This window comes from Bacillus sp. NPDC094106 (assembly GCF_044764345.1).
GTDB lineage: Bacteria > Bacillota > Bacilli > Bacillales > Bacillaceae_G > Bacillus_A.
The window spans coordinates 84040-108713 of the sequence record NZ_JBIWHY010000002.1 but is presented as its reverse complement, the minus strand read 5'-3'; the positions used below and the strand labels follow the sequence as shown (position 1 = coordinate 108713).

Sequence of the window (24674 nt, the reverse complement as noted above, 5' to 3'; positions counted from 1 at the left end):
GGCAAGAAAGTACAAATTTTACTTAGGGGGAAGAGAAGATGGAAGTACATAAAGCAATTACAGCACATTCTCGTAAACAAAATGAAATTGTGACAACATTTTTACAGCTAGAAGCACAGCGTGAAGCGGCAATTGAAGCGGCGGTAGCACTTGCTTCAAATGGAAAACATTTCTCAGTAGATGCAATTAATATGGTAACAAAGCAAATCAATGACCTTGCTAAACGAGGTGTTGCACCGCAACGTAAAATTGTAACAGAAGATATGGTTATGGAGTATGTAAGTCGCCTGCAAGAGAAAGAAGGTCGTTAAACATGATTGTTACAGTCGAATGGTTACGAGAGCATATAGAAGATGAACATGTTCGTATAGTTGATTGTCGTTTTGACTTAGCTAATCCAAATTGGGGACGAGAACAGTATGAAAAAGAACATATTCCCCATGCACTATATTTCGACTTGAATCTTGATTTGTCCAGTCCTATTACGGAGAATGGTGGCCGTCATCCACTCCCGAACCTTGAGGATTTTGCCGAAAAGCTTTCTCAAGCTGGTATTGATGAACATACAACAGTTGTTGCATATGACAGTCAAGCTGGTGCAATGGCTTCGCGTCTATGGTGGCTATTAACATATGTAGGACATCAAAAAACATATGTGTTAAATGGTGGTTTTCCTACTTGGAAAGAACAACATTTATCTACAACAGCGGAAGTTCCAACATTTGAACGAAAATATTTTATGCCAAACGTACAAGAAAGCTTGCTTGTGACGATGGAAGATGTGAAAGAAAAGATTCGTACAAATGCAGATATTACGTTAATTGATTCTAGGGAGCCAAAGCGTTATGCTGGTGCCGAAGAACTTGTCGATCATAGTGCGGGTCATATTCCGACAGCAGAAAACTATTTTTGGAAAGATGGAATCACAGCGAAAGGACAGTTCAAAAATAAAGATGAGCAAGAGGAACGTTTCCATCATCTTAATAAAGAGAAGGAAACAATCGTTTATTGCGGATCTGGTGTAACAGCATGTCCGAATGTATTAGCGTTACAAACAGCTGGTTTTCGTAATGTGAAGTTGTATGCTGGGAGCTGGAGTGACTGGATTTCTTATCCGGAAAATCAAATTGTAAAAGAAGGACAGTAAACCCTTGCATACAAAAATATTTTGTATTAAAATAAGGTCACAAGCAAGAAATTGCTTCAAAACATTACATTTTACACATTGCATGCAATGTGATAAGATAGCGACAAGTAAATAAAACATCCTGCGGTGTACGTAACTTATTTATGTCTAAAACCGATGTTAGTTATACGGAAGCTCAACATTTAGCGACCATCATCAAGCCTTCTTTGTGAAGGAAGATATATGGTAGCTGTGAGGGCATCCACCTACAAGTAGCGGGTTTTTGGACATTTACGAGGGACGGCACGTGCGGGGGTCTTATTTTAACTAACATTATATAAAATTCCTACGGTGTACGTAGCTTATGTATGTCTTAAACCAATGAGTATAATACGGAAGTTCAATATTTAAATGGAAACAGCACGCCGTCTTTTTAAGAAGGAAACTGCAAACATTTGTGAGGACATCCACCTGTGAGAGCAGGTTTATGGACATCTAGAGATAACGGCATGTGTGGGACTATATAAAAATCTTACGTTTTATGCGTAAGATTTTTTTTGTTGTAGGAGCCCTTTTTTATCAGCGTACTTGAAATGATTTAAATTTCGTTGTGTGGGAACTATAAAAAAATATTAGAAATAAAGTGAAACCCCCACTGATGGGAGTTTCACTTTATTGTTATCTGCATTCACCTGTAAATTCTCCATAATAAACATAGCACTTTCGGTCTTCATCAATCTCTCTTGAGTCTAAGGTGAATTCCAGAAATATTCCGCCCTTTTGAACGTACAAAATATCTGAATGAAGATACGTTAAGATTTCGTCATGATTCCATACATATTTACTTTCTATCAAAATCGAATTTTCTCCTTGTAGTTCTCTAATCTCAAAACCTATATGAGAATATGTGGTTTCTGACGAATCATCGAAGAATTTTTCTTTTTGGACATATAATACTGCTGTTCCGTCAGGGTCCATCGCGGTCGCTGTTACGACATACGTATCCCCTTCTTTAATGAAATACTCACAAGTCATCCTTGCGACGGTTTCAGAGATAGGAATATCCGTATAGTTCCATAAGGCAGGATATTGTTTAGCTTCATCATTGAGCCGATATTCTAACCGCAATAGTTATCCCTCTTCCTTTTTCTTCTACTTTATCATGAATTCTTTTATAATAAAAATATAATCTATAAGGAGTGTGGGAAGGTGACAAAAACGAAATGGTTAGTAACTGGTGTTCTTACTTCTTTAATGGCCAGCACTTTATCTGGCTGTACAGAAAATCTTCCTCCAAAACCGAATGATAAGAGCTGTTCCGATTGGGATTGGGATGATGAACTTGGCGTGTGGCGATGTGATGATAATCATTCAAGTTATCATGGGCATTATTATTACGGTGGTACATATTATCAAAATAAATCAACTTTCAAAAATTCATCTGAATTTAAGTCCTATCAAGCTTCTTCTAATTTTAAAGGGGGAATTGGAAGCGGCTCAAAGGGCGGATTTGGAGGTTAAATCATGTCGTTTTACATAAAGGAACGAAGTCAATTTTATTCAAGGTTTCCTCATTTTTGGTCTGACTTATACGGGAGTGAGTATAGCCTTTTTTATGTTTTTGAAATAACAGAACAAACTATTAGGCATTTGCAATTAGCAACAGAACGAATGGGAAAAGTATTTTTTAAGACTGCTAGGCTTCTTCGGACCTTGTCGGATGATCAGCTTCTTGAACTTGGTTTTCCATCTACAAGTCTGCCTTTTATCAGAATGAAATCTCTTTTTCCTGAATCTGTTATTTCACGGTTTGATTTTGTTTTGACGGATTGTGGTATCAAAATGCTTGAGTTTAATAGTGATACCCCAACATTTATCGTAGAATGCTTCCAAATGAATGGAAAAGTATGCAAAGAATTAAATTATCATGACCCAAACGAGAATCAGGAACGACTTCTTTCTTCTGGTATCACAAAAGCTGTAATGGAGGCTGCTAAAGGAATAGAGATGCCAAACGTTGTCTTCACGGCCCATCATGAACATATAGAAGATTGGAATACTACTATGTATTTGAGTCAGCTATGTCAGGTTAAAAACAAAATGGTGTCAATGTCAGAACTTAGAATTACTGACGATGCTTTGGTCGATAGAGACGGTGTGCCAATTGATATTTTGTATCGCCAAACATATCCTATTGAAGATTTGGTTGAGGACCGGGATCCTAAAACGGGAGATTTTGTAGGGATTGAGTTACTGCAACTTGTAAAGGAAGGAAAACTCTTTATTATAAATCCTGTTTCATCCTTTCTACTTCAGCCGAAATCGATTCAATGTTTGATTTGGGGATTAGCTGAGATAGGCGCTTTTTATACAAATGAGGAACGACAATGGATTAAGGAATATATGCTTCCTACTTACTTAGAACCAGATCTATTTTTAGGAAAAAGTTCTTTTGTTCAAAAACCTTCGTTCGGTAGAGAAGGTGACACGGTTACAATTCGTGACAAAGACACGAATATTGTGATTCAAAATTCATATCAAACGTATAAAAAAGAACTTCCTGTCTTTCAAAAGTATATAAAGCTGCCAGTTGTTTCTCTTGAGACTGAAAAAGGAAACGAGGAGCTGTCGTATGTGTTTGGATCGTTTTTAATTGCTGGAAAACCAAGTAGTATCGGTATACGTGCCGGTGAAAAAATTACGGGGAATGAATCTTATTATTTACCTGTAGGGATTAAGAAGGAGGATTATAAATGATGAATTTTTTACTTTATTTAGCGGTTTCACTCGGTCTTTTATGTATCGGTCTGTTTCTTATGGCAGTGACAACAAAAGTGAAGGAATTTTCGTTAATGGCTAAAGGGAATCGAGCAGCAAGCTACGCACTTGGAGGAAGACTTCTTGGTCTTGCTGTCGTCTTGTATTCGACTGCTGCTCATTCTGTTTCATTAATGGATATGGTTTTATGGGGAGCGATTGGAGTATTAGCCCAAATTATTGTGTTTTATTTAGCAGAATGGCTTACGCCGCGTTTTAATATTAATCAAAGCATTGAAGATGATAACCAAGCCGTCGGACTTTTCCTTATGTTTTTATCAATTTCTATTGGAATTGTGATTGCTGGGTGCTTAACATATTGAAAAACCTTACGTTTGATACGTGAGGTTTTTATTAGGTGGATGAGTTTATTTCAAGTCTCACCAGAGCGGATCAAGCCTATGTTAGAAGTTCGCTCTGAATATTTAGATGAAGTTTACGGTGAAATTATAAAAAAGTATGGAGATGTTGAAGTGTGTCTTCTTCAAGCTTGTCACCTTGAGAAAAAGAGCATACAAAACCTTAAACAATTAGTATGAGAATAAGAGTGTTCCTGGTCTATATAAATCCATTTTAATTTTTCGACATCTAAATCCCTACTATGCAGAATAAAAAGTAACCTACACTCGTGTGCTCTTTCTGTTTTTCCTTCGTATGTGGCAGAAAAAGGCCCTGACCGCTTCTATGCATGGCCAGATGCTCTCTCCCACCTAAAAAGAGGGATTTTATGTCGGTTTTGAATTGATGTATATATAAATCATTTTCTAGGAAATACTTGCTGTAATAAGGAAAAGTTTGAATTCAAGGTGTTGACATCTATTTTAAATAAGAGTAACATTTTCTATATAATAAAAAATAAGTCTCTGTTAGGTGAGGCTCCTGTATAGAGAAATGCTACTGCCCAAAAATGTCGAGAGACGCCAATGGGTCAACAGGAATGATCGAATTAAGGTTTTTCTTAACGTAGCTGGTAACACACCTATGCTATACAGTGCTAAAACTCGGCGAGGGAGAGGTTCGTAGATTCCTATGTTTATTAGGAATCGCTTATTTATGTATGTAATGACCTTTACTCGTTTAAGAGTAGAGGTCTTTTTATTAACAAGCTGTGAGAGATTTTCATAGTATAAATATTGACTAAAAAATGAAAGAGGAGGTGAGGAGCATGTCAAATTCTGACTCGGTTCCGTTACCCATATACTTCGAAACAAAAATATATGATGTAGGCAGGAAACGACTTGTTCCTCCCCCCCTATATTTATCATAAGATAACGTTCAATTTTATAGTTATAAGTTGAACGTGGAACACTTTAACAGGCCATAAAAATACATAAATTGTTAAAGTGAGATAAATTGAGAAACAAAGCGTTTCTTCCTATGTTGTAAAGGAGGAGACGATAATATGTTATATGTAAACAAAATTGTGGGTAACATGCCTCATAAACAAAATAAAAAAATGATGAAAGAACAATCTATGTTAAAACAAAATAAAGACTTGTTAATCGAAATTGCAACAAGAGATGTGAAATCTGTATTTGCTTATTTTAAAACAACAAGAGATGGTCTTTCTATGAAAGAAGCGCAAAAACGCATTCATGTGTACGGAAAAAATGAATTATCTTCAAAACGAGCAATCCTTTCTGATGTAATGATGAAACTAGGCGGAATGATTCCTGGATTTGCAAAGCAACGTGTTCATAATGAAGATCAGTGTGAGATTGTAACGGTAACTGTTTCTAGAGTAGAAGGATGTACAATTGCAGGGATGAATAGTGAATCGAAAATAATGAAACTTCCAGTTGAAGAACTTGTTCCAGGAGATATGGTTTTTCTTTCAGAAGGTGATATCGTTCCAGCTGATGTACGTATTATTTATGCAGAAGATTTGTTAGTAAATGAATCAATGCTAACAGGGAACGAAACGAATATTGAGAAATTCGAAAGCTGTTATCATCTGGAACGTAAACGGTTTATGCCATTAAAGCGTATGAAAGATTACAATCCACTTCAACTTGAAAATGTATGTTTTCAAGGCACACATATTGTAAAGGGAACTGCGAAGGCTGTGGTCGTTTCAACAGGTAAAAATACGTATTCTGGATTACTTCATACGTGCCGTAGCTAGACATATTAAACCGTTAATGGTGCTAAATATATTAAAACAATGTATAATAGATAGAGTTGAAAAGAGACGTAGAATGGTAATCTATTCATATAACCTTACGTGATGACGTGAGGTTATTATTTTTTGTTAGTAGGAGAGGAATTATGAAAAAAGTATTGTTAGTTGATGGTATGGCACTATTATTTCGTGCTTTTTACGCAACAAGTGTGTATGGACAATTTATGAAACGACAAGATGGTACCCCAACAAATGGGATCCATGGTTATATGAAACATTTATTAACAGCAGCGCAAGCAATTGAACCGACGCATGTTGTAACGTGCTGGGATATGGGAAGTACAACATTTCGAACGGAATCGTTCTCAAATTATAAAGCAAACCGCGCAGCACCACCAGAAGAGTTAATTCCACAATTTGATTTAGTGCAAGACATGACATCGAAGCTATCTGTTCCTGTAATTGGTATGAAAGGCTATGAGGCTGATGACTGCATTGGTACGTTAGCAAAAGAATATTGTAATGAAGCGGAAGTATATATCTTAACAGGGGATACTGATTTACTACAACTTGTCGATAGAAATGTTACGGTCATGCTTCTTCGTAAGGGAATCGGAAACTATGAGTATTATACTCCTGAGAAGATTATGGAAGAAAAAGGAGTAGAACCTTGGCAAATCGTCCATGCGAAAGCGTTTATGGGAGACACAAGTGATAACTATCCAGGTGTAAAAGGAATTGGTGAAAAGACGGCATATAAGCTCATTCAAGAACACGGAACAGTAGCGGCAGTATTAGAAAACATAGCATTATTAACAAAAGCACAACGTACAAAAATTGAAAGTGATTTAGAGAACTTAAATGTATCATTACAATTGGCGAAAATTCATTGTGAAGTTCCAATTTCATGCTTACTAGAAGAGGGTCTGCATACAATTGATGAAGAGAAAATACGATTTGTTTGTGCGCAAATGAACTGGGGAAGACCTGAAATATTTATAAATATGCTATAAAAATATATATACATTTATTAAAAAACATAAAACTCCTCTTTTAGGTGGGAGAGAGCATCTGGCCATGCATAGAGGCGGTCAGGGCCTTTTTCTGCCACATGCGAAGTAAAAACAGAACGAGCAAACGAGTGTAGGTTACTTTGTATTCTGCATAGCAGGGGTTTAGATGTCAAAGAATTAAAATGGATTTATATAGTATTAGAAGAGATTGTTTCACACAAAAAACGTCCGATCAAATATATTTGATCGGACGTTTTTTTGTGCTTTCTTTCAATTGATAAATTTATCAGAAAAAATACATAGTTTTCATGTCGAGTTCAAATGGATTTCACATGTATCTTTTATTATAAAACCACACAGATAATTACTTATCTTTTATATAAATAATCCTTTGATAAGTTATTTGTAATAGTGAAGGAGGAAAAGAAACATGCGAAAAAAAATAAGAAAATCCTTTAAACAATTATTGATAGAGAATAAACAATTATTATTGAACGATAAAGAGAATATAAGAGAAATAGAAGAAAAAATTGAAAGACGACATGTATCGTACCGTGTATCGAGTAATTAAAGAAAATGACATTATATATAAAATCCCTTCATGTATAATCTGAAGGGGTTTTGTATATAAAGATAAACAATTATAGCCACACCATATATTGATACTGATTTCAAAGTGAGCTTATAACATAGAAAGAAGGGGAAAAAGTGGGTGAATTCATAGGAGAGATGGCCGCACAATTTGTTCTTTGTATTCCTACAAAAAAACAAAGAATAGCTAACAAAAAATTCAAGTTACTAAGACAACAAAAATGGTTTCAAGATAAGTATGGTTCAATTGTTTTTTTTAACTCGAATGTAAAGAATTTTATTATAGGGTATGACATTGATAAAATGTTAAAAGATGATTTAGAAATTATGATATTTCAGAAAGAGCTGAATAGAATATTAAATAAATAATTTGTTATGATATTACGGTTGAAATAAATAATAGGTAGTAGCAGGAGATGACGTAATTTGAACGCATCTCCTTATTTTTTGTAAGGGTATTTAATTATGATTCTTTTTGTAATTGCTGAATCCTCTTTTCTCCCCAGTCGTACATCATTTGTAAAATGGGCTGTAAGCTTTCGCCGAGATCTGTTAAAGAATACTCTAGGCGGGATTTCTGGATAAATTTTTCTTGCGATTACACCATCATCTTCTAATTCACGTAATTGTTTCGTTAATACTTTATGTGTAATTTTGGGAAATAAATGTTGAATGGCACTAAAGCGCATTGGACCATTTATCGAAAAATTGGCAAGAAAACTCCATCTTCAAAACGTGCAGGGCATAGCCCAGTTTAAGGTGGAGATGAATTGCCATCGAATTTGTAAAAATATTTTTGTAGCACGGCGAATGTATGTTCTTTTCGGCTGTTTTGTAGTATCATGAAGAAAAGAAGGTGGTGAACATGATGACAACAGAAAAAGAATATGCAACCTATCAAATTTGGATCAAGAAAGGGCATAAATTGTACGCCTACTTCATGGAAATGTGTCAAAATGCAAAAAATCTCTACAATACAACAAACTTCTACATTCGCCAAGTGTATACGGCTTTACGTACAGAGAAAACTCTACAGCCCCTTCAACAAGAAGTTCTCCATACATTACAAGCATATATTGAAATCATAAATGAAAATCAACTTCATGCGTATCAAAAACGTGTGCAAAAGCAGAAAGAAAAGCCGGCAGAAGAACGGAAAGAAATCAAGTGTAATCTGTTTACGTTACCGACAAAAGAGAAATCATTCCTATCCTATAACTTCCTAGATTGTTTGTTTAAAACAATGAAGCAACAAGACTATATAAATCTACCATCGCAAGTGAATCAAGCGGTTATGAAGAAATTATATCAAAATTGGAAATCATTCTTTGCTTCCATGAAAGCATATCAGAAACATCATTCCACTTTTACGGGCAGACCTCGCATTCCCAAATACATCAAATCATCTATGAAAGAAATTGTATTCACGAATCAAGTATGTAAACTCCAAGATAAGTACATTCGTTTTCCAAAAACAAGCATAAAATTAAATATAGGTAAATTGTTTGGACGGATTGATAATCTCAAAGAGGTACGTGTTTCTCCTGCTTATGGGAAGTTTAAGATTGAAATTGTGACAGAACAATCTGAGCCAGCACTTAAGCATGTGGACAATAACCGTTATATGAGTATTGATTTAGGGATTCATAACATTGCAACTATCACAACGAATACAGGAACCATACCTGTGTTAGTAAAGGGCAATGTCATCAAAAGTATTAATCAGTACTACAACAAACAAAAGGCGCATTTACTGAGTATTCTTCGTCATGGAAAAGAACCCAAAGAAGGACCACATACATCCAAGCGTTTAGAGAGGCTTCATGAAAAACGGTTTCTCAAAATAAAAGATCTCTTTCACAAAATGAGTTACCATATTGTTCATTTCGCAGTTCAACATGAGATCTCTATGATTGTCATTGGGAAAAATACATCATGGAAACAAAACAGTGATATAGGAAAAAGGCAGAATCAATCCTTCTGCCATATCCCGCATAATCTACTCATTGAAATGATCACATATAAGGCGCATCGACAGGGTATTACTGTACAAGTGGTGGAAGAATCGTATACAAGCAAGGCATCCTTTCTAGACAATGATGCGATTCCTACTTACGGTGAGAAAGATATTCCTGTATTCAGTGGAAAACGTATCAAACGTGGCTTGTATCGTACGAAAGAGAACAAACTACTGAACGCTGATGTGAATGGTTCCTATAATATCTTAAAAAAAGCAGTTCTAAAGGCATTTGCCAATGGAATAGAGGGGTTGTGCCATCAGGCAGCTGTGTCAACTCCACTCGTATTAAGCATCTCTTGAAGATGATACACGAGAAACCCCCACTTCAAGATCCGAAGGAGATAAGTGGCGGGAATTTTCATATAGGGGAGGGATTATATATGCAAGAAATGGGGAAGATGACAAAAGGCTTTATTAGTAGCTGTCTTGCAGAGCAACCAATGACAATAAACAGTCGTTATACATTTAGTTTGCCACTGTACACGATAGGAATATTATTCATTGAATTACTTGAAAAAGGCTATGTACAGTTAAATCAAAATGATGAAATAGAAATAAGAAATAATCAAGATACAAATCGTGTATACGTGAATCAACTGATATTATGCATACAAAATAACAAAAGACGTACATGTAAAGAATGGATGCACTATTTTGGTGAAAAAAGCAAAGTAACGGATGAGATATTTATAGGTATAGTGAAAGAGATGGAACAAGAAGGTGTAGTTCGGTACTACTCTAAAAAAATATTATCATGTATTGTTACTCAAATAAAAATTGAATATGTAACGAATGCTAATTCATTTGTAGATTATATCCAAAAAAATCCGTTGTTTAAAAAGGAAAATAAAATTGAGATGATTATACTGTTATGGAAATATTACTATGCAGCTTATATGAATGAACAAGAAATAGTCTCTTTGCAGAAAGAACAAACAATTTACAAGTTTGTACAACAAATTCAGGAGGGGGTTCTTGAAGGAGCACAAAGAAATGTTTTGTTTGTATAAATGAAGATGAAAAAAGATTCCTTTCGCAAAAGGAATCTTTTTACTTTAGAAATGAGATTTTTCTATTCACGATATTGATCATGAATAGGGGAAAATAGATCTTCCTCGACATCTCTTATAATAGAAAAATGGTCGACATTATAATGACCATGTAGTGTTTTATTATGATGTTCGATAATTTGCTGTGCTGATAGAATGGTAGAATCGGTCGTTGAGTGGCCATTTTGTATTAAAGTGACATCAAATCCTTGTACGGTTGCGGTTCTAACGGCAGTATCAATACAATGCTCGGTTTTGCATCCTCCTATAATGAGATGACCGATTTCTTTCTCTTTTAAAAGGGCCTGTAAAGAAGTGTTATAAAATGAATTGGTAGCCTGTTTATCTATAACGACGGCTTCAGGAGGTACTGTAATTTCCTTATGTATTTGAAATCCTTGTCCTATACCGGAAGCAACATCAGTATCTCTGACAAAAATAATCAGAGCATTGGATTGAAGAGCCTTTTGAATGGCTACATTTATTGCAGCTAATAATTGGTCTTTATGAAATACTGCAGCTTCTTGTTCGTTACCGTCAATAAGCTCTTGTTGGGCATCAATAATTAATAGGGCTTGTTTCATTAAATAGCTCCTTTTTAAATAAAATATAAGATTCTCTTTTCATTCCGTTATTTTGGGGCAAACGTCTTCTCAGGTCAATATTCCGAACAGAGTAAAGAAGATAGGTGAGTCGTGAAGAAAGTCACTGTTGATTCAAGTTTCACTGTATCTACTTCTAGATGTTGTCAGTAAATCCTGTTTGTATAAGAAAATTATTCCAATTTCATTGTTGACCTTCACATCATGTAACACCTTACAATATAACCAAGGGGAGGGATGGAAAGTGAAAATTAGTGAACTTTCAAATCAAACTGGAGTTAGTGTAAGATCGCTCCGGTATTATGAAGAAAAAAATTTACTACATCCAACAAGGTTAGAGAATGGGTATCGGATATATGCGAATGAGGATATAGGCCGTGTGAAGACAATCCAACTATATTTATCAGTCGGTTTAACGGCGGACAAAATTTCTCATATTATGAATTGCCCTCCGGAGCAGCATGGTAGTGAGTGTAAAACAATGGCGTTAACAATGTATGAGAAGAAATTAGTTGAAATCAATGAAAAAATTGAAGTGCTTCAAATGGCAAAAGCTTATATAGAAAATAAAATTTCTTATTGGAAAGAAGTGTGAATATAAATGTCATACTTTCGTATTTTTCTATTAACAATGGGTACGTTTGCAATAGGGACAGATGGATTTATGATTGCAGGATTATTGCCTAGTATTGCAAATGATGTAGATGTTTCTATTAGCCTAGCTGGACAATTAGTTACTATCTTTGCACTTACATATGCAATTTCTTCACCATTACTTGCAACAATCACAGCAAATATGCCTAGAAAAACAGTTCTCATTCTAGCGTTAAGCATATTTTCATTATCAAATTTTATGTCCGCATGTGTTTCTTCATTTTCTTTATTATTTTTATCACGAATGGGAGCAGCGATAGGAGCAGCACTTTATACTCCTACAGCAATTGGGGTGGCATCTAGTTTTGTTTCCGAAAAGGAAAGAGGAAAGGCAATTGCCTTTGTCAATATAGGACTTACAGTGGCAATTGTAATCGGAGCACCTTTTGGTACATGGATTGGAAGTATAATAAGCTGGCAAGCTACCTTTTTTATTGTTTCACTATGGGGATGTATAGGCAGTATTGGGTTGATGTTATTTTTACCAGCATCCATTCAAAAAGGATTAAAAATACCGGTTGTAGAACGCATGTTAATGCTTAAAGATGGAAGAATAGTACTGGCTTTAGTAGGTTTTGCCTTTGCAACAATTGGTGGATTTTCAATTTATAATTATGTTGTACCTGCTATTCAAACCATTACAAGTATGAGGAGTGAAGAGATTAGCTATATACTAGTCATGGTGGGAATAGGAAGTGTCATTGGAAACGTTATTGGTGGATATAGTGGTGATAAATTCGGTAATATCAAGATAATTCAAATCAGTTTTATATGTTTCGGCTTATCTATGTTAGCTTTGTCTATTATGATGAATTTTTCTAATGGGAATTTACCAATTGTTTTCGTTATTCTGATGGGAACAATTTGGGGAATTGCGGCATGGTTATTTAATGCGCCGCTCAATAGTTATCTTATTTCCTTGTCAAATAAATCGCCGTCGGTTGTGTTATCTTTAAGCGCTTCAACGTTATATATAGGGATTGCTATAGGAGCGATTGTTGGTGGATTTATTTTGAAGTATAGTTCCATTGTCTATCTTGGTTATATAGGCGCGATATTTGAATTACTTGCGATGGCAATGTTGTTTTTATCATATCGAAAAGCAAGTCAATATAAAGAAGGTGTCAAAGAAAATTCATTCTCATAAAGTCTAAAAACATGTATGATAGGGAAGGGACAATTTTTTGAATTAGGTGGGAACAGCATGCAAACAGTGCAAGATTATCTTTCATTCTTACATACAAAAGGATTCAAATTATCAGAAGAAGCACAAGGATTTATTATGTTTGGTCAAGGATATACGGGTGCATCTGATGGAATCGTGAACGCAGCGATTGAAGCGACGATTAAACATCAATTACAGTTTGATGGAAGTTATTTTGTGGCGCTGTTAGAGAGATTGAAAGAAGAGGAAATTACGGACAAAAAAAGCGCAAAGGCTTTTATGCGGAAGTTACAAGCATAACTTCACGCAGCCTGCGCTTCTTTTTTTTGTTTTGAAGGAAGTTCAACGAAAATCATGCCTAGGAAAATACAAAGGCAACCAAGTATTGCGGAAATCGAAAGTTGTTCGTTTGCAACAAGAACGCCTGTTAATGCGGCAAAGACAGGTTCCATTGCGAAAATAATGGCGACTCTCGTTGGAGAGGTGTGCTTTTGCGCAGCTGTTTGAATAAAAAAAGCGATTGCTGTTGCAAATAAGGATGTTGCAAGTAGAGCAAATAAAAAGGCATCATTCGTCCATAAAGAGATTGAAAATAATTTCTCCCAATCCTCAAATAAAAAAGCACAGATGGTAGAGAAAATTCCAACGGACAATACTTGAGATGTACTTAATAACAGAGGGGATATCTTTTTGGAAAAGATCCCATTAATCAGAATATGTGCTGCAAAGGCAATTGCACAGCCGAGAACAAGCATATCTCCAATATTGAATTGAAAAGAATCACCAGCGGTTAGTAAATATAAGCCAGCTGTAGCAGCGATAATGCCGAGTACGATAAAAGGTGTAGCTTTTTGTTTCAAAAAGATAAATGAAAGAATTGGAACCATAACAACGCTGAGTCCAGTTAAAAATCCTGCTTTAGAGGAAGTGGTATAAATTAATCCAAATGTTTGTAATAAATAACCGATAAATAAGAAGAATCCGACAATTAATCCAGCGATACTACTATCTTGAATTTGTTGTTTTGAAGTTTTTTTCGAAAACATCATTTGGACGAATAACAAAATAATTCCAGCAAATAAAAATCGAACACCATTGAACGTAAATGGACCAACAAATGACATTGCATTTTGAACGACGACAAATGTGGCTCCCCAAATAAAGGAGACAAATAATAAAGCAAGAGGAGCAATCCACCCTTTTTTCACGCTATGACCCCCATTCATTTAGTAAAATAGCTTTTCTTGCTAATTCATCAGCAACTTTGTTTTGACTGCTTGGAATCCACTTTATAAAGAAAAGGTCAAATTTCTCGATGTACGCCAGCGCTTCTTGTAAAAGTGGTGCATACGTTTCGTTTTTTGCATACTCTTTTTCTACTGCACGTTCAACAAGTTGAGAATCTGTGCGAAAAGATACAATGCTATAGTTATGTTCTGTACAATATTTTAATGCAGCGAGTAGTGCATGATATTCTGCTTCATGGTTAGACATCGTTCCAAGCGGCAGTGATAATTGCACTGGCGGTTGTACGCCTTTAATAAAAACGCCAGCACCAGAAGGCCCCGGATTTCCCTTTGATGCACCATCAATATATACTTCGATCAAAACTTAATACCTCCATTATTTATATAGCGTTAGCTTATAGTAAGCCCCCGCCTAAAAGTTTCTAAAGGCGGGGGATAGAAAATAAAAATGCATTTTATCCAATTGTAATGCTGTAGCGGCATGCAAATGTTTCATTCGCTTGTAAGGATTGCACACCTTTTTTCTCTTTGAAATCTTTAGCTGGTTCTACTTCATCAGCAATTCCATACCAAGGTTCAATACATAAGAAAGGGGCATCATTATTTTGTGTCCACACACCGACAAATGGGAAGCCTTCAAATGCTACTTTTACAAACTTATTATGTTTATGAGAGCGAATAGAAATTTCACTTGTATTCATATTTTCAAAAATAAGGGCATCATTTTTGAATAAATCGTATGTAAGTGGTAATTCGGTCGTATTTTTAGCGATGAGTCGTTTTTCTTTTGAAAGAAATGCGCCTTCTAGTATGCTTGTTTCTAAATGTTCAGGGCCATGAAATGATAAATGGTAGTCTGTAAATGACTCACCTTCTACTAATGGACAATTGAAGCCTGGATGTGCTCCGATAGAAAAGAACATCTCTTTTGAAGTAGGGTTATGTACTTCGTAAGTAACATGTATATTTTGCTCATCTAGCTCATAAGAAACAGACAACTCAAATTCATACGGATATTTTTGAATAGTTTCTTGATTGCTGGAGACTGCATAAGTAATTTTTGTTTCACTTTGCTCTTCTATGGAAAATGTAAGGTCGCGAGCGAAGCCGTGTTGTGTTAATGAATAAGGTTTACCATCTACATAATATGTATTGTCCACTAATCTACCGACAATTGGGAATAAAATTGGTGCACGACGTCCCCAATATTTAGGATCACCTTGCCACATATATTCTGTGTTATCTTCTTTTAAGCAAATGCTTTGTAACTCTGCACCTTTTTCAGAGAGGGAAACGATCAGTTTTTCATTTTGAATTGTTACTGTCATGAAGCGAAACCTCCTAAATCCTTCATATCCTTTATTATACGTTGTCTATTCGAAAAAGGGTAGTGAATGGTAGAAATCTATTGACGAATGGTTGGCTATTGCGTACAATATAAAATTGTTGTTTAAAAACGAATCACGTGGTTCGAAACCATCCCACGTAAAAAAACTAAGGAGATTTTGTCATGAATATAAAAACATTAGTTGGTAATGGTATTTTAGCGGCATTATACATTGCTGTTTCCGCGCTTATTCAGCCGTTTGGCTTTACGAATGTACAATTTCGTATTTCGGAGATGTTTAACCATCTCGTTGTATTTAATAAGAAATCGATTTATGGAATTGTCTTAGGCGTATTTTTAACAAATCTCTTTTTCTCACCTATGATTGCGTATGATTTAGTATTTGGAGTAGGGCAATCCATTCTTGCACTTCTTGCTACGATTATTTCCATGCGTTTTATTAAGGGTGTTTGGGCTCGTATGATTTTTAATACAGTTATCTTTACAGTTACAATGTTTATGATAGCAATTGAACTTCATCTAGCATTTGACCTGCCATTTTTATTTACATGGCTTACATGCGCAGCTGGTGAATTTGTCGTGATGGCAATTGGTATGCCGGTTATGTATTGGATGAATAAACGAGTGCAATTTAATAGATTTATGTAACATGAATAGAAAGAGCTGCTTCCGATATGGAGCAGCTCTTTTTGTATTTTAAAAGTTGACACTCGTCAACTTCCATTCGAATATAATACTATGACTATTGGTAAAATATAATAAAAATACGAAGTCTTATATAGGGGGAAATGAGTATGAAATATAAAATACATTGGCTATATAAAACAAAGTCTAATCTGCAAACAGAATTAACAACAGATTATATGAGTATAGAAGAGGCACTTCAATTTGCGGCTGATTTTGAGAAAACAGGAAGAGTAAAAGAACTTGTATTTTACGATGAGATGGACGCGGAATGGACGCTAAAAGAAATGAAAAAGCTCAGTAAGCAAGTAGAAGAAGAACCACAAGACATTCGTATGTACTTTGATGGTGGGTATGACCTGGAAACAAAAGAAGCAGGGATTGGTATATGTATTTATTATAGAAAAGGGAATGCAAATTACCGAGTTCGTCGTAATGCGTACATAGCGGGGATATATGATAATAATGAGGCGGAATATGCAGCATTATTATATGGAATGAATGTACTGGAGGAATTAGGGATTAAATATGAATCGATTACACTTCATGGCGATTCCCAAGTGGCCTTGCAGCAATTAGCTGGAGAATGGCCTTGCTATGATGAACATCTGAATCACTATTTAGATCAGATTGAACAAAAAGCAAAGCAAATGAAATTAAAGCTTGTCTGTGAGCCAGTAGCAAGAAAACAAAACAAAGAGGCGCATCAATTAGCAACGCAAGCATTGGAAGGAACAGCCATCGACAGTCATAAAGAAATAACCGAATAGAGAGGTGCAGCGGTGAATAAAAAGCAGCTCATTACAGAGGCAAATGATTTATTAGAAACATATTGTGAAGGATGTTTTTTGCAAGAACATTATAGAAAAACACGTAGTAGGTATTACGCTCATTCTTTTTGTATTCGGCAATGTACCATTGGCGAAAAGTTAAAGAAATATGGAGATCAATTATCATGAAAAAACATCCAGAGGTAGCTCTCTGGATGTTTTTTCAATGCTTAGCTTCTTGCAATTGATGTTCACATTTACTTAATTTTTTTTCTTCATTCATTAAGAATGGTTCATCCAAGTCTGTCGCAACAGATTTCATGATTTCAAGCTGTGAACGTGCAGATTCGACTGCATTTGTCGCATGCTCTAGTGATTCTGGATCCATTGTAATTGTCGCAGAACCTACCATTTTTTGTGCTGTTTCTACGCGTAATTTTACTTCTTCAAAATCATTTACATGTGAACCCATTGTCGATTCCTCCTTTGTATTCTGTTACATTGCACATAGTTTTTACTCTGCAAAAAGGAAATATACAAAGGAATAACAAAGGAGGTTACCTAGTAGGCAACCTCCTGTTATATGTTGGATTAAAGTTTTACTACGTTAGCAGCTTGGGGTCCGCGGTTACCTTCAACGATGTCGAAAGATACTTCTTGACCTTCTTCTAAAGCTTTGTAGCCGTCGCCTTGAATAGCTGTGAAATGTACGAATACATCGTCAGCGCCTTCAATTTCGATAAATCCAAAACCTTTTTCGTTGTTAAACCATTTTACTTTTCCTTGCATGTTACAATTCCTCCTAAAAAACGATTACTTTTCATTTAGTAACATTCGCCTGAAATGTTTGCAAATTCATAAAACTAAAAATGCTATATTCTCGAATATTCTGCTAAATGATAATTTAAATATACATGAAATGGTAGATTTTAGTCAAGTAAGCGTTTTTATCTTTTTGTATTTTTAAATAATTTTCTGCTCAAGTTTTTTTCATGGTATAGGACGAGTTCACTTTTTAATATGTTTAAGTGAATGCTGTACATAGTGAGGTGAGAGAATGGTTCAGTCTTATCTATTAGATAATGAAGGAATGAAAAATAGGGTAGATATACCGAGTTGGGTTTCTGAGGAGTTTGCAAATTTTTCTCATGTTGTATTGGATCCAACCTTTCCGTGCTATTTTGGATTAACGGCCTTAAAGAAGAATGAACTTCGGTATTCGTTTCTTTCCCATGATGATTGGAGTCATTTACCGCATACGATGCTTTCTTTTTTAGATCTAATGCACGAACGACCAGTTGTAAGAAGGGGTTTTTTTCTTTTTGTAGAACCAGAACTTGAAGAACAGTCCATTGAACATTACCGGTCCTATTTTTGGAGAGTACTACAATATTTACATGAAGCAGATGAACAGCCATGGCCTGAAAAAATCCCCGAAAATCCAGATCATCATTTATGGGAATTTTCGTTTGGTGGCGAGCCTATGTTTGCGTTTGGAAATGCGCCTGCTTATAAACAAAGAAAAACGCGGCATTTAGGAAACTCACTTATTATTGGATTCCAACCGCGTATCATTTTTAATGGACTAGAAGGGGATCGACCAAAAGGTTCATATTCACGGCAAATGGTTAGAGAGCGGGTTGAAAAGTGGGATCAGTTGCCAAAGCATCCGAATATTAGCCACTATGGTGATCCTGACCACCGTGAGTGGAGGCAATATTTTATTGGAGACGACATTGAACCGATTAACGGAAAATGTCCATTTCATCATAAAGTAGAAAAATGAAAGCCGCCCATGGACGGCTTTTTTGCATATTTTGGATAAAAAAGGACATTTTAATTATGTATATTTTTTCGTAAAAGCTAGTCTATTTTTCGTAGTTTCCTCATTTGCTAATAGAAAAAGGAATAGAAAGGATAGAGCGATGTTTGGAGTAATTATACAGCAAATTGTACTAGGTATTTCATTAGCTGCACCAGTAGGACCAATTAATATTGAAATGTTAAAAAGAGGAATTGAACGTGGTTTTTGGCACGCTTGGGTTGTTGGAATAGGAGGAATGAGTGCAGATATTTTATTTATGCTCCTCATTTATTTTGGTTTATCTTCTGTATTTATGTATACATATGTACAAGCATTTATGTATTGCATAGGATTTTTCTTACTGTTTTATTTAGGGTTTCAAAGTGTAAAACAAGGAATTTTACACTCGAATATGGAATATAAACAAGAAGAGGTAGGTGGGCTTCAGCAGTCCTTTATGGCTGGATTTTTAATTGCGATATCCAATCCATTAAATCTTGTTTTTTGGTTTGGTGTATACGGGAGTACACTTAGCTCACTACTTACAAAAGTAACCAAGCAAGAAGCCTTTTTGTATAGTCTTTGTATTATTATTGGCATTATTTTATGGAATTTAAATATTGCTTTTTCCGTTCATTTTGGACGAACATTGCTTAAACAAAAAGCGCTTGGCTATATTACAGCGGGGGCTGGAATCATTCTAGTCGGGTATTCTATCCATTTTGCGTACAAAGCTTTACAGTTGTTCACATAAGATTGAAGGGGAGATTTTTATGTATCGAACCACTATTAATGGAAAAGAAATCATTATTACATTAGCACCAAAAATTCGAAAAGAAGTTACTGACAGAAATCCATTATATGAAGCTGTTCTTCATACTACTGAAAGATTATTACAAACAAAGCAACCAACATTTGCTGTAAATCATGATGTATTCGGTCTGATTATTGGGGAAGTGCAGATGGGAGAAGTAACTGTTTTTGCAGTTGAACACATCATTCCAAAGCAAAATATATTTGGTTCCAAGAATTTTTTTGCTACAATAGAACAGCAAGCAAATTTGTAATGAGAATAAAATAAATAGATAAGAAACGGTCGTAACAATATGTTACGGCTGTTTTTTGAAAAAAGGGGGAAGAGTAAATGAAAAGGGTGATGAAGGAGTTCTTTTTCCAACATGATATTGTCATTATGTCCGGGGTATTGATACTGTTTATCATTATTTTGAAAATGCAATTATTTACAGGGGTAGCATTGTTGTCGTGTCTTGCAGGGATCATTTTTTATACAATCAATGAGTATGTAACACATCGATTTTTATTTCATATTAAACCTCCTAAAAATCCATTTTTACTGAAAATGTTAAGGAGATTACATTATGATCATCATGTGTACCCTGATGATTTAAAACTATTGTTTTTACCAGTTTGGTATAGCTTGCCAGGGTTCGCGATTTATTTGTTCATTGTGTATGGATTTACAAGTAATATAACGATTACATTTTCATTTGGAATTGGGATGATTATTATGCTGCTTATTTATGAATGGAAACATTATATCGCACATAAGCCAATTCGACCGCTGACTCATTTTGGTAGATGGTTAAAGAAACAGCACATATTGCATCATTATAAAAATGAAAATTATTGGTTTGGTGTGTCGAATCCAGTTTATGATTTCTTATTTGGCACGTATAAAAATGGAAAAGATGTCGAATTAAGTGAGACGGCGCGTAACCTAGAAAAAGAGAAGGACAAAGAAGTGGTGCAATGAGCACTGCTTTTTCTTTAACGCGCAGTAATACTCCTATTTCAAAATTCAGCGAAAGAAAAGAAGTTAAGTGGGAAGTAAACTGCCTGTAAAAGACCGATTCGTGAGGGCTAATCACTAGTAGAGATGAAGAGAATGTTCACTGACGAAAGTTTTATTTTATTTCAAAAAAATATATTAAAAAAATGGAAAAATATGACGAAAGATGTCTATCGAAAAATCTTTGCAGAGAAGAAGAGATTGTCTAAAATGAATATAAGTTTCTGAATATTTATAAAATTTAGTTTTTTAGGAGGCAAGGGGGAATTTGATTTAAAGAATGAGGGAGAGGGGACTTGAGAAATGAAACGAGATGATAGTTCAGCACGCAAGTTACAAAGTGAGGTAAATTATACAGAAGTCGTTCAGTCAGCAGAATTTCAATCACTGTTAGAAAAGAAACGAAAATTTATTATTCCTATGACCATTTTCTTTTTGAGCTTTTTTATTGCATTACCTATTTTGACATCTTATTCAAAAGTATTAAATACACCAGCATTTGGTGATGTGACATGGGCGTGGATTTTTGCTTTTGCCCAATTTGTTATGACGTGGGCTTTATGTATGATTTATAGCAAAAAAGCAGAATCATTTGATGAAATTTCGCAGGGAATCCTTCAAAAAATGCAAAAAGGGAGGGGATAAATTTGAATACAACTGCGTTTGCACTCTTTTTAATTATTGTTCTTGGTACGCTCGTCATAACATATTTTGCATCGAAAAAAACGAAAAATGCGAGTGAGTTTTATACAGCTGGAGGGGGATTAACTGGGTGGCAAAATGGTTTGGCCATTGCTGGGGATTATATGTCAGCTGCCTCGTTTCTTGGAATTGCTGGAGCTGTAGCGTTAACTGGATTTGATGGCTTTTTTTATAGTGTTGGTTTTCTCGTTGCCTATTTAGTTGTATTATATCTTGTTGCGGAACCGCTTAGAAATTTAGGGAAGTATACATTGGCCGATATGATTGCAGCACGTTTTGATGCGAAGAAGGTGCGAGGTATTGCCGCTTTAAATACGATGACAATTTCAATTTTCTATATGATTGCACAACTAGTAGGAGCGGGTGCACTTATTAAATTACTATTAGGAATTGAATATACGACATCTGTTTTAATTGTTGGAACACTAATGACAGTGTATGTTATTTTCGGCGGTATGACGGCAACAAGTTGGGTGCAAATTGTCAAAGCTGTCTTACTCATGGCAGGAACATTTGTTATTTCAGTTATTGTGTTCGCGAAATTTAATTTTAGTATTACAGAAATGTTTGCCCAGATGAAAACAGCTACACCACTGAAGGAAGCTTTCTTAAATCCTGGTGTAAAATACAAAGATGGATTAGATACGATTTCTTTAAACTTAGGCCTTGTTCTTGGAACAGCAGGTTTACCTCATATTCTGGTACGATTTTTTACTGTTCGTGATGCCAAAACAGCACGCCAATCTGTCGTATGTGCAACTTGGTTAATTGGAGCTTTTTATATTATGACGATTTTCCTAGGTTTTGGAGCAGCTGCGTTTGTAGGAAATACTGCAATTATTCAGGCGAACCCAGCTGGTAATATGGCAGCACCGTTATTAGCAAAAGCACTTGGAGGAGATTTCTTATTTGCTTTCGTTTCTGCAATTGCATTTGCAACAATTTTGGCAGTTGTAGCGGGTCTTGTGTTAACAGCCGCTTCAGCATTTGCGCATGATTTCTATAATGAGATTATTCGTAAGGGCAAGGCAACAGAAAAAGAACAAGTATCAATGGCGCGCTATGCATCCATTGGCGTGGCGGTATTATCTATTATTTTAGCGTTATTTGCTCAAACGTTAAATGTTGCTTTCTTAGTGTCGTTAGCGTTTGCGGTTGCTGCAAGTGCAAATTTACCAGTTATTTTATTTACGATTTATTGGAAGCGTTTTAATACGACGGGGGCAATTTGTGGTATGATTGTCGGTCTTGTTTCAGCAATTGTGCTAGTGGCATTAAGTCCAAATGTTTGGAATCCTGTAGCAGGGAAAGCGATTTTTGTGGGAGAAGCACTATTCCCATATACAACACCTGGAATTATTTCCATTCCACTTGGATTTTTAGCGGCATACTTAGGGACAATTTTTTCAAGTAAGAAAGAAGATGCAGCAAAATTTGATGAAATTCTCGTGAAATCCAATACAGGTCACGGAGTGAGTGACGTTTCTGCACACTAAAAGAACATGAGCTTTCCAAAATATTTGGAAGGCTTTTTTCATTTTGTAATTTTGTTTTAAATATTACTTGTTATTTGGTAGGATTTGTCTTATAAGTGTGGAATGAAAATAGGCAGAGAGAAGTTTTAACTCATCATGGCACCAGTGCAGCTTGGAGAAGAATAAGTTGTTATGGAAGGTGGAAGATATGATGAAAACGAAACAAACAGATTCATTACTAGCAAAGGATGAACAGTATGTGTGGCATGGAATGCGCCCGTTTAGTCCAAATAGTACAATGGTTGGGGCAAAAGCGGAAGGTTGCTGGGTAGAAGATATAGAAGGAAAACGATATCTAGATGGTATGGGTGGTCTTTGGTGTGTGAATAGTGGATATGGGAGAAAAGAGCTTGCTGAGGCAGCGTATGAGCAACTGCAAACATTATCGTATTTTCCCATGTCACAATCGCATGAACCAGCGATTCGACTTGCTGAAAAATTAAACGAGTGGCTCGGAGGAGAATATGTCATTTTCTTCTCTAATAGTGGATCGGAAGCGAACGAAACAGCTTTTAAAATTGCAAGGCAATATTATGCATATAAAGGGGAACAGCATCGCTATAAAATTATGTCACGTTATCGTGGCTATCATGGTAATACAATGGCGGCGATGGCAGCGACAGGACAAGCACAGCGTAAATATCAATATGAACCATTTACTTCAGGTTTTTTACATGTGACGCCGCCAGATTGTTACCGAATGCAAGGAGTGGAATCGCAAAATATTTACGATGTAGAGTGTGTGAAAGAAATTGACCGTGTTATGACGTGGGAACTAAGTGAAACGATAGCTGGATTTATAATGGAACCAATTATTACAGGTGGTGGTATTTTGATGCCTCCGCAAGATTATATGAAAGCTGTTCATGAAATCTGTCAAAAACATGGAGCACTCCTTATTAGTGATGAAGTGATTTGTGGTTTTGGCCGTACCGGAAAAGCGTTTGGTTTTATGAATTACGATGTAAAGCCTGACATTATTACAATGGCAAAGGGAATTACGAGTGCATATTTGCCGTTATCAGCAACAGCGGTGAAGAAAGAAATTTATGAAGCGTTTAAGGGAACAGGAGAATATGAATTTTTCCGTCATATTAACACGTTTGGCGGGAATCCAGCTGCTTGTGCGTTAGCACTTAAAAACTTAGAAATTATGGAAAATGAAAATTTAATTGAGCGTTCCGCACAAATGGGATCGCTTTTATTAGAGCAATTGAGAGACGAGATTGGAGATCATCCGCTTGTTGGAGACATTAGGGGAAAAGGGCTATTAGTCGGTATAGAATTAGTAAATGATAAGGAAACAAAAGAACCAATTGATAATGATAAAATTGCAAGTGTCGTGAACGCTTGTAAAGAAAAAGGATTAATCGTTGGACGTAACGGAATGACAACAGCAGGCTATAATAATGTTTTAACATTAGCACCGCCTCTTATTATTTCAAGTGAAGAAATCGCTTTTGTTGTAGGGACATTGAAGACAGCGATGGAACGCATTTAATAAAAAAACGAGATGATTGTCTTGTGAAGACAATCATCTCGTTTTTTATATTATGAAATTAGTACTCAATATATATAAATCCATTTTAATTTTTCGACATCTAACTCCCTGCTA

The 24674-nt window shown here is 35.6% G+C and carries 32 protein-coding genes, 2 other RNA genes, 1 pseudogene and 2 riboswitches; of the genes and pseudogenes, 27 read left to right on the top strand and 8 right to left on the bottom strand.

Features of this window, described 5'->3' with window-relative positions; all coding sequences use genetic code 11:
- Positions 1-38 precede the first annotated feature (38 nt).
- From ACIQ7L_RS03375 to ssrS (ACIQ7L_RS03360), 4 genes are all read left to right on the top strand, one after another.
- Positions 39-311 carry a DUF2533 family protein gene (locus tag ACIQ7L_RS03375; RefSeq protein WP_097897178.1) on the top strand — a complete coding sequence of 91 codons (273 nt, stop codon included), beginning with the start codon at positions 39-41 and terminating at the stop codon, positions 309-311.
- Between the two features lie 2 nt (positions 312-313).
- Positions 314-1147, top strand: coding sequence for a sulfurtransferase (locus ACIQ7L_RS03370; RefSeq protein ID WP_400566598.1), 834 nt, complete (start codon positions 314-316; stop codon positions 1145-1147).
- A gap of 115 nt (positions 1148-1262) precedes the next feature.
- A non-coding RNA gene (ssrS, locus tag ACIQ7L_RS03365) (6S RNA) lies at positions 1263-1445 on the top strand.
- A 21-nt stretch (positions 1446-1466) separates the two neighbouring features.
- Positions 1467-1650, top strand: a non-coding RNA gene (gene ssrS, locus ACIQ7L_RS03360) — 6S RNA.
- A gap of 154 nt (positions 1651-1804) precedes the next feature.
- On the opposite strand, the gene ACIQ7L_RS03355 is transcribed toward ssrS (ACIQ7L_RS03360), so the two are convergent.
- Positions 1805-2254 (bottom strand): hypothetical protein, encoded by a 450-nt coding sequence (locus ACIQ7L_RS03355; protein ID WP_400566596.1) that lies wholly within the window; start codon positions 2252-2254, stop codon positions 1805-1807.
- 81 nt (positions 2255-2335) lie between these two features.
- Between ACIQ7L_RS03355 and ACIQ7L_RS03350 the strand changes: the two genes are divergently transcribed.
- From ACIQ7L_RS03350 to ACIQ7L_RS03315, 8 genes are all read left to right on the top strand, one after another.
- Complete coding sequence (locus tag ACIQ7L_RS03350; RefSeq protein WP_400566594.1) at positions 2336-2647, top strand: hypothetical protein; 312 nt, start codon at positions 2336-2338, stop codon at positions 2645-2647.
- 3 nt (positions 2648-2650) lie between these two features.
- Positions 2651-3883, top strand: a complete 1233-nt coding sequence (locus tag ACIQ7L_RS03345; protein WP_400566592.1) for a glutathionylspermidine synthase family protein — start codon at positions 2651-2653, stop codon at positions 3881-3883.
- Positions 3880-4266, top strand: coding sequence for a DUF350 domain-containing protein (locus ACIQ7L_RS03340; protein ID WP_400566589.1), 387 nt, complete (start codon positions 3880-3882; stop codon positions 4264-4266). The genes ACIQ7L_RS03345 and ACIQ7L_RS03340 overlap by 4 nt, the downstream gene beginning before the upstream one ends.
- Before the next feature lie 39 nt (positions 4267-4305).
- Positions 4306-4482, top strand: a complete 177-nt coding sequence (locus ACIQ7L_RS03335; RefSeq protein WP_400566586.1) for a tyrosine-protein phosphatase — start codon at positions 4306-4308, stop codon at positions 4480-4482.
- Positions 4483-4798: 316 nt separating this feature from the next.
- A riboswitch (M-box (ykoK) riboswitch) is annotated at positions 4799-4962 on the top strand.
- 383 nt (positions 4963-5345) lie between these two features.
- The gene (locus ACIQ7L_RS03330; protein WP_400566583.1) at positions 5346-6068 is read left to right on the top strand and encodes a P-type ATPase actuator domain-containing protein; all 723 of its coding nucleotides are present in this window, start codon (positions 5346-5348) and stop codon (positions 6066-6068) included.
- A 143-nt stretch (positions 6069-6211) separates the two neighbouring features.
- Complete coding sequence (locus ACIQ7L_RS03325; protein ID WP_400566581.1) at positions 6212-7078, top strand: 5'-3' exonuclease; 867 nt, start codon at positions 6212-6214, stop codon at positions 7076-7078.
- A gap of 430 nt (positions 7079-7508) precedes the next feature.
- The gene (locus tag ACIQ7L_RS03320) at positions 7509-7649 is read left to right on the top strand and encodes an FbpB family small basic protein (protein ID WP_097963294.1); all 141 of its coding nucleotides are present in this window, start codon (positions 7509-7511) and stop codon (positions 7647-7649) included.
- Positions 7650-7786: 137 nt separating this feature from the next.
- Complete coding sequence (locus tag ACIQ7L_RS03315) at positions 7787-8038, top strand: hypothetical protein (protein WP_400566579.1); 252 nt, start codon at positions 7787-7789, stop codon at positions 8036-8038.
- A gap of 94 nt (positions 8039-8132) precedes the next feature.
- On the opposite strand, the pseudogene ACIQ7L_RS03310 reads toward ACIQ7L_RS03315, so the two are convergent.
- Positions 8133-8382: pseudogene (locus ACIQ7L_RS03310) on the bottom strand (winged helix-turn-helix transcriptional regulator); the annotation flags it as partial.
- 155 nt (positions 8383-8537) lie between these two features.
- On the opposite strand from ACIQ7L_RS03310, the gene ACIQ7L_RS03305 reads away from it, so the two are divergent.
- Together ACIQ7L_RS03305 and ACIQ7L_RS03300 are read left to right on the top strand one after the other, a co-directional pair.
- A complete protein-coding gene (locus ACIQ7L_RS03305; protein ID WP_400566576.1) occupies positions 8538-9989 on the top strand; it encodes an RNA-guided endonuclease InsQ/TnpB family protein in 1452 nt (483 codons plus the stop codon).
- Positions 9990-10069: 80 nt separating this feature from the next.
- The gene (locus tag ACIQ7L_RS03300; protein ID WP_400566574.1) at positions 10070-10699 is read left to right on the top strand and encodes a hypothetical protein; all 630 of its coding nucleotides are present in this window, start codon (positions 10070-10072) and stop codon (positions 10697-10699) included.
- A gap of 62 nt (positions 10700-10761) precedes the next feature.
- On the opposite strand, the gene ACIQ7L_RS03295 is transcribed toward ACIQ7L_RS03300, so the two are convergent.
- Entirely contained in the window at positions 10762-11322 is a 561-nt protein-coding gene (locus ACIQ7L_RS03295; protein ID WP_400566571.1) for a cysteine hydrolase family protein, read from the bottom strand.
- Between the two features lie 262 nt (positions 11323-11584).
- Here ACIQ7L_RS03295 and ACIQ7L_RS03290 point away from each other — a divergent pair, with 262 nt between their 5' ends.
- The 3 genes from ACIQ7L_RS03290 to ACIQ7L_RS03280 are packed head-to-tail and all read left to right on the top strand — an operon-like array spanning position 11585 to position 13459.
- The gene (locus tag ACIQ7L_RS03290) at positions 11585-11935 is read left to right on the top strand and encodes a MerR family transcriptional regulator (RefSeq protein WP_400566568.1); all 351 of its coding nucleotides are present in this window, start codon (positions 11585-11587) and stop codon (positions 11933-11935) included.
- 6 nt (positions 11936-11941) lie between these two features.
- Positions 11942-13141: an MFS transporter gene (locus ACIQ7L_RS03285; protein ID WP_400566565.1), complete on the top strand. Its 1200-nt coding sequence runs from the start codon at positions 11942-11944 to the stop codon at positions 13139-13141.
- Positions 13142-13198: 57 nt separating this feature from the next.
- Entirely contained in the window at positions 13199-13459 is a 261-nt protein-coding gene (locus tag ACIQ7L_RS03280) for a DUF6123 family protein (protein WP_400566562.1), read from the top strand.
- Between the two features lie 2 nt (positions 13460-13461).
- Here ACIQ7L_RS03280 and ACIQ7L_RS03275 read toward each other — a convergent pair whose 3' ends face one another.
- The 3 genes from ACIQ7L_RS03275 to ACIQ7L_RS03265 form a co-directional block, all read right to left on the bottom strand.
- Positions 13462-14367, bottom strand: coding sequence for a DMT family transporter (locus ACIQ7L_RS03275; protein WP_141523236.1), 906 nt, complete (start codon positions 14365-14367; stop codon positions 13462-13464).
- Position 14368: 1 nt separating this feature from the next.
- A complete protein-coding gene (locus ACIQ7L_RS03270) occupies positions 14369-14767 on the bottom strand; it encodes a reverse transcriptase-like protein (protein WP_097897990.1) in 399 nt (132 codons plus the stop codon).
- A gap of 94 nt (positions 14768-14861) precedes the next feature.
- Positions 14862-15734, bottom strand: coding sequence for an aldose 1-epimerase family protein (locus tag ACIQ7L_RS03265; RefSeq protein ID WP_400566559.1), 873 nt, complete (start codon positions 15732-15734; stop codon positions 14862-14864).
- Positions 15735-15865: 131 nt separating this feature from the next.
- Positions 15866-15910: riboswitch (PreQ1 riboswitch) on the top strand.
- Between the two features lie 6 nt (positions 15911-15916).
- On the opposite strand from ACIQ7L_RS03265, the gene ACIQ7L_RS03260 reads away from it, so the two are divergent.
- From ACIQ7L_RS03260 to ACIQ7L_RS03250, 3 genes are all read left to right on the top strand, one after another.
- Positions 15917-16402, top strand: a complete 486-nt coding sequence (locus tag ACIQ7L_RS03260; protein ID WP_097897988.1) for a QueT transporter family protein — start codon at positions 15917-15919, stop codon at positions 16400-16402.
- 146 nt (positions 16403-16548) lie between these two features.
- A complete protein-coding gene (locus ACIQ7L_RS03255; protein ID WP_400566558.1) occupies positions 16549-17208 on the top strand; it encodes a ribonuclease H family protein in 660 nt (219 codons plus the stop codon).
- A gap of 12 nt (positions 17209-17220) precedes the next feature.
- Positions 17221-17397, top strand: coding sequence for a zinc-finger domain-containing protein (locus ACIQ7L_RS03250; RefSeq protein WP_400566556.1), 177 nt, complete (start codon positions 17221-17223; stop codon positions 17395-17397).
- A 34-nt stretch (positions 17398-17431) separates the two neighbouring features.
- On the opposite strand, the gene ACIQ7L_RS03245 is transcribed toward ACIQ7L_RS03250, so the two are convergent.
- Both ACIQ7L_RS03245 and cspD read right to left on the bottom strand, forming a co-directional pair.
- Positions 17432-17680, bottom strand: a complete 249-nt coding sequence (locus tag ACIQ7L_RS03245; RefSeq protein ID WP_400566554.1) for a DUF2564 family protein — start codon at positions 17678-17680, stop codon at positions 17432-17434.
- Between the two features lie 119 nt (positions 17681-17799).
- On the bottom strand, positions 17800-17997 hold the full coding sequence (gene cspD, locus ACIQ7L_RS03240) for a cold-shock protein CspD (protein ID WP_097848555.1): 198 nt from the start codon (positions 17995-17997) through the stop codon (positions 17800-17802).
- Positions 17998-18265: 268 nt separating this feature from the next.
- On the opposite strand from cspD, the gene ACIQ7L_RS03235 reads away from it, so the two are divergent.
- From ACIQ7L_RS03235 to ACIQ7L_RS03205, 7 genes are all read left to right on the top strand, one after another.
- Positions 18266-18994, top strand: coding sequence for a YqcI/YcgG family protein (locus ACIQ7L_RS03235; protein WP_400566552.1), 729 nt, complete (start codon positions 18266-18268; stop codon positions 18992-18994).
- Positions 18995-19133: 139 nt separating this feature from the next.
- Positions 19134-19766 (top strand): LysE family transporter, encoded by a 633-nt coding sequence (locus ACIQ7L_RS03230; RefSeq protein ID WP_097897983.1) that lies wholly within the window; start codon positions 19134-19136, stop codon positions 19764-19766.
- Positions 19767-19785: 19 nt separating this feature from the next.
- Positions 19786-20079 (top strand): cytoplasmic protein, encoded by a 294-nt coding sequence (locus tag ACIQ7L_RS03225; protein WP_400566549.1) that lies wholly within the window; start codon positions 19786-19788, stop codon positions 20077-20079.
- 77 nt (positions 20080-20156) lie between these two features.
- Positions 20157-20786: a sterol desaturase family protein gene (locus ACIQ7L_RS03220; protein ID WP_400566546.1), complete on the top strand. Its 630-nt coding sequence runs from the start codon at positions 20157-20159 to the stop codon at positions 20784-20786.
- Positions 20787-21125: 339 nt separating this feature from the next.
- Complete coding sequence (locus ACIQ7L_RS03215; RefSeq protein ID WP_400566543.1) at positions 21126-21467, top strand: DUF485 domain-containing protein; 342 nt, start codon at positions 21126-21128, stop codon at positions 21465-21467.
- A 2-nt stretch (positions 21468-21469) separates the two neighbouring features.
- Entirely contained in the window at positions 21470-23020 is a 1551-nt protein-coding gene (locus ACIQ7L_RS03210; protein ID WP_400566540.1) for a solute symporter family protein, read from the top strand.
- 190 nt (positions 23021-23210) lie between these two features.
- Positions 23211-24560, top strand: coding sequence for an aspartate aminotransferase family protein (locus tag ACIQ7L_RS03205; RefSeq protein WP_400566537.1), 1350 nt, complete (start codon positions 23211-23213; stop codon positions 24558-24560).
- The last annotated feature ends 114 nt before the right edge of the window (positions 24561-24674 follow it).

What these genes read in the sequence shown, in the direction of transcription:
- ACIQ7L_RS03205 (WP_400566537.1), top strand. Translation starts at nt 23,211, where the DNA reads ATGAAAACGAAACAAACAGATTCATTACTAGCAAAGGATGAACAGTAT.
- ACIQ7L_RS03230 (WP_097897983.1), top strand. Translation starts at nt 19,134, where the DNA reads ATGTTTGGAGTAATTATACAGCAAATTGTACTAGGTATTTCATTAGCT.
- ACIQ7L_RS03375 (WP_097897178.1), top strand. Translation starts at nt 39, where the DNA reads ATGGAAGTACATAAAGCAATTACAGCACATTCTCGTAAACAAAATGAA.
- ACIQ7L_RS03320 (WP_097963294.1), top strand. Translation starts at nt 7,509, where the DNA reads ATGCGAAAAAAAATAAGAAAATCCTTTAAACAATTATTGATAGAGAAT.
- ACIQ7L_RS03235 (WP_400566552.1), top strand. Translation starts at nt 18,266, where the DNA reads ATGGTTCAGTCTTATCTATTAGATAATGAAGGAATGAAAAATAGGGTA.
- cspD (WP_097848555.1), bottom strand. Translation starts at nt 17,997, where the DNA reads ATGCAAGGAAAAGTAAAATGGTTTAACAACGAAAAAGGTTTTGGATTT.
- ACIQ7L_RS03255 (WP_400566558.1), top strand. Translation starts at nt 16,549, where the DNA reads ATGAAATATAAAATACATTGGCTATATAAAACAAAGTCTAATCTGCAA.
- ACIQ7L_RS03345 (WP_400566592.1), top strand. Translation starts at nt 2,651, where the DNA reads ATGTCGTTTTACATAAAGGAACGAAGTCAATTTTATTCAAGGTTTCCT.
- ACIQ7L_RS03245 (WP_400566554.1), bottom strand. Translation starts at nt 17,680, where the DNA reads ATGGGTTCACATGTAAATGATTTTGAAGAAGTAAAATTACGCGTAGAA.
- ACIQ7L_RS03340 (WP_400566589.1), top strand. Translation starts at nt 3,880, where the DNA reads ATGATGAATTTTTTACTTTATTTAGCGGTTTCACTCGGTCTTTTATGT.
- ACIQ7L_RS03265 (WP_400566559.1), bottom strand. Translation starts at nt 15,734, where the DNA reads ATGACAGTAACAATTCAAAATGAAAAACTGATCGTTTCCCTCTCTGAA.
- ACIQ7L_RS03225 (WP_400566549.1), top strand. Translation starts at nt 19,786, where the DNA reads ATGTATCGAACCACTATTAATGGAAAAGAAATCATTATTACATTAGCA.
- ACIQ7L_RS03325 (WP_400566581.1), top strand. Translation starts at nt 6,212, where the DNA reads ATGAAAAAAGTATTGTTAGTTGATGGTATGGCACTATTATTTCGTGCT.
- ACIQ7L_RS03300 (WP_400566574.1), top strand. Translation starts at nt 10,070, where the DNA reads ATGCAAGAAATGGGGAAGATGACAAAAGGCTTTATTAGTAGCTGTCTT.
- ACIQ7L_RS03215 (WP_400566543.1), top strand. Translation starts at nt 21,126, where the DNA reads ATGAAACGAGATGATAGTTCAGCACGCAAGTTACAAAGTGAGGTAAAT.
- ACIQ7L_RS03370 (WP_400566598.1), top strand. Translation starts at nt 314, where the DNA reads ATGATTGTTACAGTCGAATGGTTACGAGAGCATATAGAAGATGAACAT.
- ACIQ7L_RS03330 (WP_400566583.1), top strand. Translation starts at nt 5,346, where the DNA reads ATGTTATATGTAAACAAAATTGTGGGTAACATGCCTCATAAACAAAAT.
- ACIQ7L_RS03260 (WP_097897988.1), top strand. Translation starts at nt 15,917, where the DNA reads ATGAATATAAAAACATTAGTTGGTAATGGTATTTTAGCGGCATTATAC.
- ACIQ7L_RS03335 (WP_400566586.1), top strand. Translation starts at nt 4,306, where the DNA reads ATGAGTTTATTTCAAGTCTCACCAGAGCGGATCAAGCCTATGTTAGAA.
- ACIQ7L_RS03295 (WP_400566571.1), bottom strand. Translation starts at nt 11,322, where the DNA reads ATGAAACAAGCCCTATTAATTATTGATGCCCAACAAGAGCTTATTGAC.
- ACIQ7L_RS03305 (WP_400566576.1), top strand. Translation starts at nt 8,538, where the DNA reads ATGACAACAGAAAAAGAATATGCAACCTATCAAATTTGGATCAAGAAA.
- ACIQ7L_RS03285 (WP_400566565.1), top strand. Translation starts at nt 11,942, where the DNA reads ATGTCATACTTTCGTATTTTTCTATTAACAATGGGTACGTTTGCAATA.
- ACIQ7L_RS03280 (WP_400566562.1), top strand. Translation starts at nt 13,199, where the DNA reads ATGCAAACAGTGCAAGATTATCTTTCATTCTTACATACAAAAGGATTC.
- ACIQ7L_RS03220 (WP_400566546.1), top strand. Translation starts at nt 20,157, where the DNA reads ATGAAAAGGGTGATGAAGGAGTTCTTTTTCCAACATGATATTGTCATT.